This is a genomic window from Nitrospirota bacterium (assembly GCA_040754395.1).
Taxonomy (GTDB): domain Bacteria; phylum Nitrospirota; class Thermodesulfovibrionia; order Thermodesulfovibrionales; family SM23-35; genus JBFMCL01.
This window is the reverse complement of sequence record JBFMCL010000009.1, coordinates 1-13489: the sequence shown is the minus strand read 5'-3', so window position 1 is coordinate 13489 and position 13489 is coordinate 1. Positions and strand designations below refer to the sequence as shown.

Annotated in this window: 11 protein-coding genes; 1 reads left to right on the top strand and 10 read right to left on the bottom strand. The window is 47.1% G+C overall.

Going from position 1 to position 13489, the window contains the following annotated elements:
- Window positions 1–13: 13 nt before the first annotated feature.
- From AB1552_06090 to AB1552_06050, 9 genes are all read right to left on the bottom strand, one after another.
- Window positions 14–595, bottom strand: a complete 582-nt coding sequence (locus AB1552_06090) for a hypothetical protein (protein ID MEW6053346.1) — start codon at window positions 593–595, stop codon at window positions 14–16.
- A 50-nt stretch (window positions 596–645) separates the two neighbouring features.
- Window positions 646–1308, bottom strand: coding sequence for a GNA1162 family protein (locus AB1552_06085; GenBank protein ID MEW6053345.1), 663 nt, complete (start codon window positions 1306–1308; stop codon window positions 646–648).
- A gap of 63 nt (window positions 1309–1371) precedes the next feature.
- Window positions 1372–3594 carry a hypothetical protein gene (locus AB1552_06080; protein MEW6053344.1) on the bottom strand — a complete coding sequence of 741 codons (2223 nt, stop codon included), beginning with the start codon at window positions 3592–3594 and terminating at the stop codon, window positions 1372–1374.
- Between the two features lie 150 nt (window positions 3595–3744).
- Window positions 3745–5322, bottom strand: coding sequence for a YncE family protein (locus AB1552_06075; protein ID MEW6053343.1), 1578 nt, complete (start codon window positions 5320–5322; stop codon window positions 3745–3747).
- Window positions 5315–6295, bottom strand: a complete 981-nt coding sequence (locus AB1552_06070; GenBank protein MEW6053342.1) for an NHL repeat-containing protein — start codon at window positions 6293–6295, stop codon at window positions 5315–5317. The genes AB1552_06075 and AB1552_06070 overlap by 8 nt, the downstream gene beginning before the upstream one ends.
- A gap of 77 nt (window positions 6296–6372) precedes the next feature.
- Window positions 6373–7488, bottom strand: a complete 1116-nt coding sequence (locus tag AB1552_06065; protein ID MEW6053341.1) for a cytochrome c3 family protein — start codon at window positions 7486–7488, stop codon at window positions 6373–6375.
- Between the two features lie 516 nt (window positions 7489–8004).
- The gene (locus AB1552_06060; GenBank protein MEW6053340.1) at window positions 8005–9114 is read right to left on the bottom strand and encodes a cytochrome c3 family protein; all 1110 of its coding nucleotides are present in this window, start codon (window positions 9112–9114) and stop codon (window positions 8005–8007) included.
- Window positions 9115–9191: 77 nt separating this feature from the next.
- Window positions 9192–10208, bottom strand: coding sequence for a cytochrome c3 family protein (locus tag AB1552_06055; protein ID MEW6053339.1), 1017 nt, complete (start codon window positions 10206–10208; stop codon window positions 9192–9194).
- 250 nt (window positions 10209–10458) lie between these two features.
- A complete protein-coding gene (locus AB1552_06050) occupies window positions 10459–11205 on the bottom strand; it encodes a segregation/condensation protein A (GenBank protein ID MEW6053338.1) in 747 nt (248 codons plus the stop codon).
- Window positions 11206–11560: 355 nt separating this feature from the next.
- On the opposite strand from AB1552_06050, the gene AB1552_06045 reads away from it, so the two are divergent.
- Window positions 11561–12193, top strand: a complete 633-nt coding sequence (locus tag AB1552_06045; protein ID MEW6053337.1) for an alpha/beta hydrolase — start codon at window positions 11561–11563, stop codon at window positions 12191–12193.
- Between the two features lie 98 nt (window positions 12194–12291).
- Here AB1552_06045 and AB1552_06040 read toward each other — a convergent pair whose 3' ends face one another.
- Window positions 12292–13338: a hypothetical protein gene (locus tag AB1552_06040; GenBank protein ID MEW6053336.1), complete on the bottom strand. Its 1047-nt coding sequence runs from the start codon at window positions 13336–13338 to the stop codon at window positions 12292–12294.
- Between the last annotated feature and the right edge of the window lie 151 nt (window positions 13339–13489).

The following is a 13489-nucleotide window of genomic DNA, read 5'->3' as shown; positions in this document are numbered from 1 at the left end:
TTTTTCATACTTTTTATTTATGCAAAGTGCCGATTGCTTCTCTGACTACCTTCAGCACGGTCTCGCTCATGGTATCGGCTCTTGCACCGAAATGCTTCGATGCAAAGCTCGCTCCTCCGCCTGATTTTGTCACAGACCAAATGATGCTCCCGGAACTGGCATCAGACATCATGAGGGTCAATGCAACTTCCGGAGCAGATACATTTCCATCCCTGATTTCACCGTATTTGTTGACAGCGCCGAATATTACTCCCTGAACATTAAGGGACTTTCCGATAGCCTTCATCTGCTCTGCATTTGGAGACTGTCCCGTTCTCAGCTTCAGGGCATCGAATACGGAAGATACATCTCCGGGACAGACAACATCCACCAGTCCTGAAGCCAGCAGTTCGCTGATGACGACCTGGCGAACGGAATCACCTGCAAACCTCTCGTTCGTATGATTATCCAGAGGGAGCACTGCTACCCGTTTGACATAACTGAAATCCGTATCCTGGCTGATATAGAATGAAGAAGCACCCCTTCCGCCGCAACTGATGGAAACCGAGAACAGGACAATAAACAACAGAGAAAAGGGTATTCGTGACAGTTTCATCTCTTCCACCTCTTGTAACTAAATAAATATTTGATATTCATCTTCCTGGTCTAAAACAGTGTGTCAAGCGCATCTTTTACCACACGCTCTGCAGTTTCGCTCAGAGAAACTGTCTCCGAGCCGAAATGTCTGGTCCAGAACCCGGCTCCGCCCGAGGTATTCCGGACTGACCAGAGAATGTCTCCCGTTGACGTACCAATAAGTCTCAGGTTGATGGTAACCTCCGGATAGGAAACCGAGACTCCCCGTGATATTCCGAAAAATTCCACAGAACCCAGCATAAGCGCATCCGCCTTCAGCGCTCTTCCGATTTCCTGCAATTCCGCAACTTTTACGGCATCGGCAGACCTGACCTTCATTTCCCTGAATGTCCTTGTCACTTCTCCAGGCTCCACCACATCAACACCCCTCGAAAGGAGTTCTGAAATCAGTATGATCCTGACTCTATTGTCGGCATTTTCATCGATCGTAAAATTCTCCAGAGGGAATACTGCGATCTTCTTGAGGTCATCAGGATTGGTATTTCCCCTGGTAAAATATTTCGGGCCGCAGCTGTAAGCAAAAAAAACGGAAGCACAGAGGACAAGGAGCACAGAGAATAACCCTCCGGATACCAGAGCACCGTGTCCCCGGTCTTTTCCGTTTGGTCTGCGCCCCTTGCCCGCGGCTTTCGGCTGCTGGCCCTCAGCTGACAAAAACTCTTCTTTCGTCATGAGTATTTGCTGTACCATTTTTAATGAAAATCAATTTTGCAAGATATGTGCCATTATTCATTACTACCAGAATCTTCCTGTGAAGTTTGCCACGAGGTTATACGTCTTCCGTTTCGTTTCCTGATCATTATGTATGTAACTGTAGTTGACCTGCAAATCCAGGAATCGTGTGATATACCAGATGACATACCCGCTGATGGTGTCCGTCGTTTCCGTCTCTGCTTCTGTCTCGTTTTCTGTATTGATGTGCTCATAACTGAGATTGAATCTGACAGACGGCACAATGAGCCAGTCGAGCAGAATGCCTTCTGACATCCGGGTTTCATCGTCTGTATCAGCAATTCTGAAGCTCCCCGAAAGGCTGATGAATCTGCCTGGCCGGTAAGTGACAATCAGGGAAGCATCATTCGATTGTGAAGAGGTGCTTCCTGACGTGCGGCTTAATCCGTAGGTAAGGTTTCCTGAAAGATTCGGGGTAAAGCGTGTATCGAGGGTGCCCCTGATATAGCGCGTTGAAGAGGAGGTATCCCTGAAAGCAGTTTCAATATTTTCCCGAATACTCCCTGCATATGTTTTCGACTGCGTGTATCCGACATCGGTGATCATGTTGACATCACGGTAGATTCTTGCACCAATGGTCAAAAGATACAAATTGTTCATTGATTGCTTCTCGGTGAAATTATAGGTATATGTACGTACATACGACAGGTTTGTATCGAGTGTCGGCAGGGGTGCTGAACTGAACGAAACAGAATAGGTATCAGACCGCAAATCCATCTCCCTGTTATTATCGAATGCCTCATTTCTCAGGAAGCGTACAGTAGTAGTCAGGAGTCTGTGGGCAAACCATACTGAGTTCAAACCGTAGGCCCTCGTGATATTGCTTTTGAGCTTCTTCCCGTTGTCCTTAATGGAGTCGCTGAGGAGATTTGCAAAGGCACCGCCGATCGACTTCGCTATTGACGCCGGATTCTGATCCGACCTGTTCAGGAAGTAATTCAGAGAAAAGGTAAGCCTCTGTACGGGTCTCAGACTTGCATTGAAATTAATCCCCTGGGTAAAAAATGTGGTTACATCAGTGGTCTTTCCCGACTGCGGTATCTCATCAGTACCGAACACCTCGATCTCTGTTACCAGCAGATCAATAACCGAGGCATTCTCCATATTGACCGCCCTGAAATAGAGGCTGTTCTGCGGAGAAATCAGCCGTATCTCATACCGGTATATATTGTGCAGCGAATCATATGCTGATACGGTAACACTCTGAATGGCAATCTCCGCCCAGGTTCCAGGAAGGTTAAAGCTGCTGCGATACACCCGCCATTTCGCACCATCTGTGAGGTTTGTCTCCCCTGTAATATCCTTATTCACATACACGCAGATGGTATCAACAGGTTTTTCCGATGAAAACAGCTGCACCCCGATATTGTGATATCTTTTTCCGTTCTGACCGATATTGATCACCCCTGAAGTCGAAGCAGCCGGTACAGTATGGATATTGTCACTCAGGGAAATCGTTGAAGCAAGGGTATCAACATCGGGTTGAAGCTGGACTCCTGAGCCGTACATGCCAAGAGACGGTGTCCTCTTGAATGATACGCTGCCTGTCTCGGCAGCAAACTGTTCATTTTTGTACCGCACATAACTGCTCTGATATCCTGCCGAGACACTTGCCTTATTGCTCCAGAAGGTCCTGCTGTACCCGAGGGTAAAGAGCCCGTTGACACTGTTATTGATTGTTTTGGTTACCTTCTCGAGCGGGGTCTTGTGTTCATCCCGTGTGTAATTGATGTTATACGACATCCTGATGTCTTTGTAGACAAGGTCATACCATGAACTTCCGGAATATTTTGTATACGCTGTGTCGGTTTTCCTCACCTTGAGGTGATCGTATTCCTTTTCCCCGTCAAATTGCAGGGAAAACGCAGGAAGTTCGTAGGGAGTGAGAGTAAAGCGTGAATAGGAGAAATCCGTCGTTATCCTGCCATTGTTGTTAAGGTTTGCAGTGTTCCACTGATCAAGACGCCGGTACCCCGCATCCAGCCCGTAGAGAGGGGTTCTGAAAAAGATGTCCGCTGCCGGCTCCAGGGCTCTCAGGTACGATTTTGTCACGTCACCATCCGCATCTTTGGTATGCGCATTCGTTAACGTCGACCTCAGGTAGAGCTGATAGGAAATTACCGGGGTGACGGCTTTATCAAAACGGAAATAGTAGTTCTGATACAGGTTATCAGACGTCTGTGTTCTGTCTCCGTTTTCATACTGTGTTGTTTCTGTATAGTTCATGTTCATTAGTGCATTCGGACCTTCTGCAAAAGCAAAAGAAAACAGAAAAGCATGCAAAATTGCGCAGAGACCGAAGAGTTTCAGCACTTTCGCTCCCCGACCTTTACTCATTGCGCGCTACCCTTCCGCCCCTGTATTTTCTGCCGTCAGCTAATATGGGAACATGGCTATGCCGAAAGGTCTCTTGCCGACCGGAATAACCTGTTCAACCCGCCTTGTTGTCTTATCGACAACAGAAACATCATCCGATCCTCTGTTGACGACATATATCTTCCTTCCTTCCGGATCAAGAAGCATTGACCTCGGCAGACTCCCTACCGGGATCGTTCCAATCACAGGGGACATCGTGGTCAACCGGTTACCGAATGCCTCTGAAAACGGCCTGATAATCATGATCTCTCCGGTGCTTTCCTTCAGGAGATACAGTCTGTCAATCTCAGTGTCTGCAATAATGCTTGTCACTGAAGTTCCTATATTGGAAATGGAACTGACCGCGCCTGCATGATTACCACTCACAAACTGTGGGATATCCAGTACCGAAAGGTTTTCATGGTTATAGTTCGCTACGTAGACTTTTCCCCTTGGATAGTCGACTGAGAGCGCAACCGGGTTCCATTCAACGTTCGCGTGCATCACTGCATCGGCTTTGCCCCTTGATATGTCCATTCTGATTACCGATACACTCCTGGAATTCTTGTTTGCGACATAGACATTGAAAAACTTTTCCCTGTATCTTCTCAACAAGGCAACTTCACCCCCACCCAGGAATCTCGAGGCAGAAAGGTTCTCAGCAGCGGGATCTGCCGACAATGCCACAGGGCCTTCCCCTACGCTGATCCTTTCAATCTCCTGATACAGTGCCGCATCAATGACCGATACATTGTTTGAGCCGAAATTGGATACGAAGAGGAGTTCCCTTTCCGGAGATATGGCAACAACCGCGATCGCCTCCGGTTGTCTTCCAAAACGCACGGGGATTTCTGTCTCGACCTTGTTTGTGGTTGGATCTATGACCGAAACACTGTTTGATCCGGTATTCGCCACATAGATCCTCTGACGCTCCCTGCCGGGGCTTGCTGCAATACCCCTTGGGTTTTTTCCGACCATAATGGTGGCTACTGTCTCACCCGTCTGTCTGTTGAGAACAGAAATGTTGTTGGAGTACTCATTCGTTACATATATCAGAAGAGAACTCAGTTCGGGAGTCTGGCCCCGAACCGTCAACAAGGGACGAAACAGATATCCGTCGACAACAGATCCGTCAGCGTTCCAGTGCAAAAACAGGGAGGTATTCTGGCCCCGCCTTACCGCAGCATCAATGTCAATCTCTATGCCTTCCGGCGGCAGCGCCAGATGTGCTGAGGTATCTTTCCTCTGTATGAAAGCCTGAGTCACACGCAGCGTAAGCTTGCGGTATCTGCCTTCCTGCAGAGCTTTTTCACATATCCTGATCTGTGAGCCTGTTACTGCGACAGAGTTCACTGAGACAGGGATATTCATGATCTCCCTGTATGTCCCGTCATCAGACAAAATACTGACAGCCGAAAGATCAAAGGTGATATCTGTTGCGGTTATTTCGGGGACCTTGAGGAAAATGGTGATCTGTCCTTCCGTTGCATCTGAAAATACCGCGTGCTCCCGGACGGACGCGCACCCGATAAGCATACTGAAAATCACGCAGAGGAGAGCATACAGCACATTTCTTTTCAGATAAGCGAGTCTATTCATTCGCCTGAAACACCTCTATCCGGTCGTTAAACGTATCAGCTACCAGGATCCTTCCCTCGGTATCGACAGCGATATCCTTCGGATGCTGGAACCACCCTTCTCCCCACCCCAGACCACCGAATTCAAAGAGGGTCCTGCCCTCATAGTCGTAGACTGACACCGTATGCCGCATGTAGTCTACAACGTACATCCTTCCCCTCTGGTTATCAACCGCAACCGCAAGAGGCCTGCTCAATTTCCCGCTGCTGCCTCCTTTCACCCCGAATTTAAAAAGAAACTTTCTTTTTTCATCATAGACGTATATATGCCCTTCTTCTTCACTGACCAGATAGATTCTGCCGTTTTCATCCACCGTGACATTGCTCAACTTTATTTTCCTGTCGTCCTCCTCTGCAGTGAGAACTTCCAGAAGCTGTCCATGGTTACTCAGGATGACAATGCCCGGATAATATGCTGCTGACGCATAAATATTCCCTTTTTTGTCGACCGCAAGACGGTAGGGTATGAATAATTCAGCGTTCTCGAAGCCTTCTATATAGATATCGCGCACCCATTTCAGGCGCGCGTTATACACCGATATCCTGTGTCTCGGGTTGTCTTTCGACGCGCTCTGCGCAACATAAAGATTTCCTTCGGAATCCACCGTCAGCCCCTGGGGTGTCTCGATTCCGTGACATTTGGACAATGTATACACAGGAAACAAATCTGAAGTATAGATAATGATTCTCGATTTGGCATCAATTATGTAGATCTCATTTCTTTCCGGCTCTGCAAAGATACATGAAGGAAAGTAAAGCTTTCCTCCTTCCTCATCCTCGCGTATGCTGTCGATGTAGGTAACAGAATCCGGACCTGTCTGCGCCATGAGTGCTCCGGGCATCAGGAGTAACAATATGGTGATCAGACAGAGAATTCCCTTTGTTATTTCCACAGATATTGTTTCACTCTGATATTCTCTTGTTCCCTTTTCCATTTCTCTGATCCGTCTTCTTACTGTTCATAAAAAAGAGGGCAGAGGGTTATTGCCCTGCCCTCTTTTCGTGTTGCCTTTTAATCGGCATTTTTCTGTGTATGACAGGTAAAACATCCCGTATCAGCAGTCCCTGTCCCGGCCTGAATATTTGCATACGTCCATCTCAGAATGTCTGGTTCTGAAGAGCCGTGAGCCCTGTGGCACGAGATGCAGGTAACGATATCCGTTCCCGGAGTAACCGTGCTGCTGCTGGATGCGGGCACCGTGGCACGTCCGACAGGCGCTTCAACACTGTAGAGATTGGAATTGTCAGGGTTGTACGTTGCATATTCGCCGGAAGCCGGAAGATCAACATCAGTCGGGTGTCTTAGCCATGGGGAGCCGGTTGCGGTGTCGTCAATCCTGCTGTGGAAGTACCCGTGGCATTGTGCACATGAATAGCTTATGGTTCGCTTGTTGTTATACGCGGTGTAGGTCTGGTTTCTGTTTGCCGTATCATTCACGCCGAAATATTCATTGTGGGTACTGGCCGTTTCAGCCCAGTTCCATCCGGCTTCCTCAAGTCCGTTGATGCCGCCAAGGAACCGGTAACTGCCTCCTACCGACGTTGGAGCGTTTGCCTGTGTCGCAGTTCCGCCTGTGTTTCCGTGGTGTGAGCCGAAAATTCCACCGTCATTGGATGCACTGCTGTGATTGCCATGACATCCAAACTGTCCTGCGCAGTTGAGCTGTGTTGACCATGCAGCTCCCCCTGCATTGATCTGTCCGTCATTCAGCGCACCGGGAGTTGCAGCCGGATGCCAGCCGGGCGGCGTCATCCCGAGAGCCACATCAGCACTGGCAATCCCGTATACATTGTGGCCTTTCGCATCGTCACGGCCGGCAGTACCGCTGGCAACCCAGTAGAAATCACCGCCAGCCAGTGTCTTGCCTGCACCCTGACCAGCCGGATCAGTGGTATGGTAGACAACCGGCGCACCGTAGCTGTTGACCTGTCCTGTCGAGCCGGTATGACATCCGATACAGCTTGCCCTCAGCAGATACTCATAGGGCGCATCCCTGTCTGCCATTCTTGTGCCGTTCTGGCTGTTGTGCATGGTATGGCAGTTCGAACAGACTCCTGTGATGGCATACACATTGCCGGATATGAGCAACAGACTGAGAAGCATTATGAAGCATACTGCAGATTTCATTCGCATTCTCATTCACCTCCTTTCTTTTCAGGATCACAGCGCTTTTCATGTCTATATGATTATTATTTTATCTATTGATAATTATTATTTGCTAAATTCTATGTATGACATTCTCCCACATATTCTCTGTGAATCTTGGAAAAAATGACATTACAATAATATTAGAGCAAGCTTCATGCCAATTTTACCCTTAAGAAAAAAATAATCGCTGAATCGTGATTAATTAGCTTTTGCTAATTAATGTAAAGACAGAGAGCAAATTTTGTCAAGTTTTTTTATCTTTTGCTTTTTTGAGAGGATGCTGCAGACTTCCGGGGGTTGATTACAGATGAGACAGATACACATTCACACAACGGGGAAACGCCTTCAACCCAGATCCAGCGATAAGTTTCTTAAGAGTTTAACATGCGTGTCATTGCGAGCACCTAAAGGGTGCGCGGCAATCTCCTATGCGCAGGCAAGATTGCTTCGTTACACTCGCAATGACAATCCCTATCGCTGGATTTGGGCTGATAGTCAATGCCCTGCCTTACCGGTATGACACGTTAAACAACCCTGCCCGCCTTTCCCTTTTTCCGCTTTCATGGTTTCATAATCCCATCTCAGAAGGTCAGGGTATTTGCTCGCGTGGGATCTGTGGCATGAAAGGCACATGAGAATGCTGCCGGCATCAACAACAGCCTCACTGCCTGTAGGCTTATCATAGGCTACAGGAGCCTCCAGGCTGTACAAGAGATATCCACTGTACTCGGAATTTGCATAACCGCCATGTACAGTGTTGAACGCGATGTCGGCAGGATGTCTTTTCCAAGCCGCATTGTATGAATGGCCTACTTCCCTGCTGCCGCCGAGATTAGGATGCGGGTGAAATCCGGCGTGACACTGCCCGCACAGGTAACTGATGGTATCCGTGGTATCATGGTCAACACTGCCCTTGTAGCCGTTATGGTCCGTTATTGCAGCCTGATACTCCCATTCATTGTGTTCCTTCCCTTTCACTCCATAAAGAAAACGGTAGCTTGTTCCTACTGTTGCACCGTCAATATCCGAATCATCGGCATGATGTGCCCCGTAAACGGACTGGTAAGGATCTTCTTCTGTCCTGTTGCCATGACATCCCCATGTACCTGCACAGGTCAGTTGCTGGCGTCCCGGCCAGCGTGCTGGACCTGTTCCTCCGGCAATAACAATATTGCCGACAAAGGCGGGGGGAATATCCATGGGCGGATTTTCCTGGCGTGAGATTCCCCGCACATTATGCCCTTTTGCATAGTCAGGATTAAACCCATCCGCCACATAATAGAAATTCCCTCCCGCGAGATCATCGTTTTCATTATGATGAAGAACCTGGGGGATCCGCGCTTTTCCTGCCGTTACGATACTTTTGACACCATTTGGATCCTGTGCATGACAGCCGATACATCCGCCTTTCGAAAGAATCGGAAAAGGGCCTGTCTGGCTCCCGTACGCCCTTCCCTCCCCCTCATAACTGTAGTGCATCGTGTGGCAATCCTTGCATTTTCCCTTTACCCTCGCATCAGCAGTTACTGTAAAAACACAAAGGCCAAACAACATGGAAAAGAGAGAAAATACCACAAATAATCCGAAATTCATCCCTCTTCTCATTGCATCCTCCCTGTTCTGCTGTACTTTTGGGAATTTGTGCTGTGCTCTATGCTTTTCACTCCATACTCTTCGCATATTTATTTTCCCGTATGACATACAATGCAACCGCCTTTTTCGTCTTCCCCGGTAAAGATATTGTCATAATCCCATCTCAGCAGGGATTCGTAAGGTCCTGCATGGGCAAGGTGGCAGGACAGACAACTGACTGCATCTTTTCCCGGGGTAACCACATTACTGGGAGACTGAGGAAGCACAGGCCTTGCAACCGGCGCATCCGGATTGTATGTCCGGTAATTGGCATATTCACCATTTGAAGGCAGGACAATTCCTGTAGGGTGCCTGAACCACGGGCTTTTCACGGAGGATAGTTTTCCTGTATGAAACTCGCCGTGACAGCTGGTACAGAATTCATCAATCGACGGAGTATATTCATTATGCTTATCCGCTGTAGCATGCCTGTTCCATTCATTGTCCTCATATCCCGTGACACCCTTCACTTTTCCGGCATTCCTCAAGTAACGGTAACTCTTCGCGGTTGTGCTTCCGTCGATTGGCAACCCCACAGCATGGTGGGCACCGAACACAGCCTCAAAAGGGTCTTCAATATTTCTGTCCCCGTGACAACCGTTCGTGCCCGCACAGGAAAGCTGCTGCCCCATGTCATACCCTGTGAGGGAGGGATCAAGTTTCCTGCTGTACCCGGGAGGCACATTCCTGAATTTCGCATCAACTGAGGCAATGCTTTTTACATTATGTCCCTTCCTGTCACCAAAATCCCTTGCGACAGGGTAGAAATTCCCTCCGGCAAGGGGGTGTACCGGCTTCACGTTGTTGAAAACTACAGGCACCCTGTTGCCACCGAGCAGCTTAATAGTCTCGCTGGTGTTATGAGAATGGCAGTTGATGCAGAAGATATCTCTGAGCACAAACTGAAATGGCTTTCCTCGCATGGTTTTTTCCATCATCCCGGGATACAGGGAATGGCATGCATCGCAATCCCCGCCTACTACCGCTTCACCCCTCTCTGGCGCATACGTGAACATCGCCATGCACAGCACAATGATACCCATAACTAAAAATATCTTTTTCTGCATAGGTCTATATTTCATAGCATTTGCATATTTAATGCCACTTTTTTGTATCAGCATAAAAAAATTATAAATTCGTTAACATAATCTTTTACTTTATGTTATACTTTAAATATATATAATTATTATGATTATTTTATAATTTCTCGTCACTTGCCTGACTTCAACGCATCAATGAAGCTCTCGCTTAATGTAGCAATTGCCGGAGAGTGAAGTCAATCAGCGTTTCACAGACTGTGAAAAAATTTGTAGAGGTTTATTCCTGAGTGGACGCCTGGTTCACTGCGGTGGACTGCCGGGCAGGGTTAATTACCCATATGTTTCCGAATGCCTTTTCCTGGTACGCCCTGATAAGGCCGAGCCTGATAAGCTCTAGGAGTGCAATGAAGGTCACGATGATCTGAACCCTTGTGATGCCGTCTTTGAAGAGTTCCTCAAATCTGACCGCATCCTGTCCTTCGATTATCTCCATGATCGTGGACATCTTGTCCTTCACCGTAAGTGTTTCCATGGTAATGGAAACAACCTCGGGAGGGGCCTTATCGAGGATTTTTTTGAAGGCACCGATGAGATCAAAAATGCCGACATTGAAAAGACAGAGTTCGCCCTCTTCTTCCTCTGAAAATGGTTCGCGGTGAAAAATCTTCAGCCATTCATCTTCCCGTATTCTGAAATCAGCGGCTGCTTCCTTGTATTTCTGGTACTCCAGCAGCCTCTGGACAAGCTCATGTCTCGGATCTTCCTGCTCTTCCGGCGGGGCTTCCTCATCGGGAGGCAGGAGCATCCGCGATTTTATCTGGATCAGGGTTGCAGCCATCACAAGAAACTCTCCTGCAATCTCGAGGTTCAGTTCCTTCATCATCTCGATGTACTGGAGGTACTGACCCGTGATAACCGAGATCGGGATATCATAGATGTCTATCTTGTTTTCCCTGATAAGGTGCAAAAGCAGATCAAAGGGCCCTTCGAAGACAGGTATCTTTATGTTAATGCCATCAGCCATGGTGCGTATGTATTATACCTCAAGAGAGACCGAAAAAATTTACCGGCAGACGCTTGTATTACCGGCTTTTTTTCCTGTATAGTCTTTAGAAAGCCCTTCCGGGCAGGAGCAATCGTTTCCCATGCGGTCAGGACTCAAGACTTTTCTGAAAGATACCGGAAAAACTATGACAATCGTGTTAATCAGTTTTTTTCTTCTCTTAGCCCTTCCCTACTTTTTTCAGGATAAGATGATCTTTTTTCCGCAGCGCCTGACCGCAGAAGAATCAGAAAGAATTGTGCACGTGCATTCTCAGAATTCTCAAATTGAGAACATCAGTCTCAAAACTGAAAAACACATTCACCTCAGAGGCTGGTTGGTAAAAAACTCAAACCTCCAACAATCTCCTCTCATCATATATTTTGGCGGCAATGCCGAGGAATTGTCATATCTCATTCACTATTCCCACAGAATTCAAGGCTGGTCACTGGCATTGATCAATTATCGGGGGTACGGACTGAGTGAGGGGAACCCGGGCGAGAAGAATTTCTGTGCGGATGCAACCGCCATCTATGACTATTTTGCAGGAAGACCTGATATTGACAAAAACAGGATAGTGACAATGGGAAGAAGCCTGGGAACCGGTGTTGCGGTCTTTCTCGCGAAGGCAAGAAACATAAAGGCAGTGATCCTTGTATCTCCTTATGACAGCCTGGTGAGTATCGGAAAGGAACATTTTCCGTTTCTTCCCGTCAGACTTCTCCTCAGGCACCGGTTCGATTCTCTCGCGATAGCCCCGCTGATCACTTCACCCTTGCTGGTGATGGTAGCCTCTGAAGATACGATAATACCCGTCAAATATTCAAAAAGACTCGCGGAGAAATGGGGAGGGCCGCATATCTTTATCTCGATACAGGACGAGGATCATAACACGATACATGAAAACGAGGACTACTGGAAAAACATCAATGAATTTCTGGCAGGGGTTAAAGCAGATTGGCCGCAATAACAGTTCGACTGATTGCGTTCATTGTTGTCAATTAGATCGTAACTGTTTGAATTTCTCACCAAGAACTGCTGACTGTAAATAAGCTGGGGTTCCGAGTTTCAATTTTTATTCGGACCGGACATTTTCATTTTGCCTTGGCAAATAAGTGGGAAGACTCCTTTACTTTTTTTCAATAAATTCAGCAACTCTTCTCTCACTTTGATTATCACTGATTCCCAATCTCCTGGTGAAGGCTGACGAAATAACCTCATAGTGGGGTACCATGGACTGTCTTCCCGCTCCAGCATCCAGCGCCAGTCAGGCACAAACGGCAGAAGAGTCCAAACAGGCACTCCAAGTGCTCCAGCCATGTGAACTGTTGAATTGTCTATAGAGATAACCAAATCAAGAGCAGCAATTTGCGCAGCAAAATTGTCCAAGTCTTTGAGGGGATCCGCATCTATCCAGTTGTGGATTATAACTTTCATTTTTTCTTTCGTATCCTCAATATCCTTTGAACAATCTCCATACTGTAAATTTATAAAGTCTATATCACATATTGTCAACAATATACGCCATTGCTCAAGTTCAATAGACCTTTTTCGCGTCTGATAAGGGGTACTGCCGCCACGCCAAGATATGCCTACTTTCAAATTATTTCCGAGTGAATCATACCGATTGCGCCAAACTTCCATCTTATCTGAATCTGGCCTTAAATAGGCTTTTATCTTTGAAAAACTGGCAAGGTCGGGCAAGAAAAACTTGGCTAAACTACCTATAGCAATTTGCATATCTGGTATCGGAAGTTCCATTGGATAAGTAGCTTGTTCGATACGTTCTATTATTATCGATTGAGGAAACGATCGAGCAAAAAGCGGTACAAGTCTTTTGTGTGTTTCGACTATGCATAACTCTGCTTGAGAAATCACTTCAGAAAGACAAGATGCAAACATTATTCTATCACCTATACCCTGTTCATCACGTATCAATATATTTTTTCCTTTAAGAGGAGAACCGTCCCATATTGGGTAAGGCAACTTATTGAAATGTTTAAATTGTTCATCCTCTTGCAAACGCCACTCAAACTCCTTCCACCCTTGCACAAAATTGCCAGAAGTTAAAAGTACAGATGACATATTCCAATGTGTTTCAGGTGAATGCGGCATTAGCTGAATCGCTTTTTCATAACAATTGTGCACGCCATGAGTTAATGATACCGAAATCAGAAAAAACTGGGTAACACTTTTCCATTCAGGGTCACGGTTACAAAACCTTTCTTATTCAGCCAGGCCTCGACGGCAATACGCCAGGCCGCCT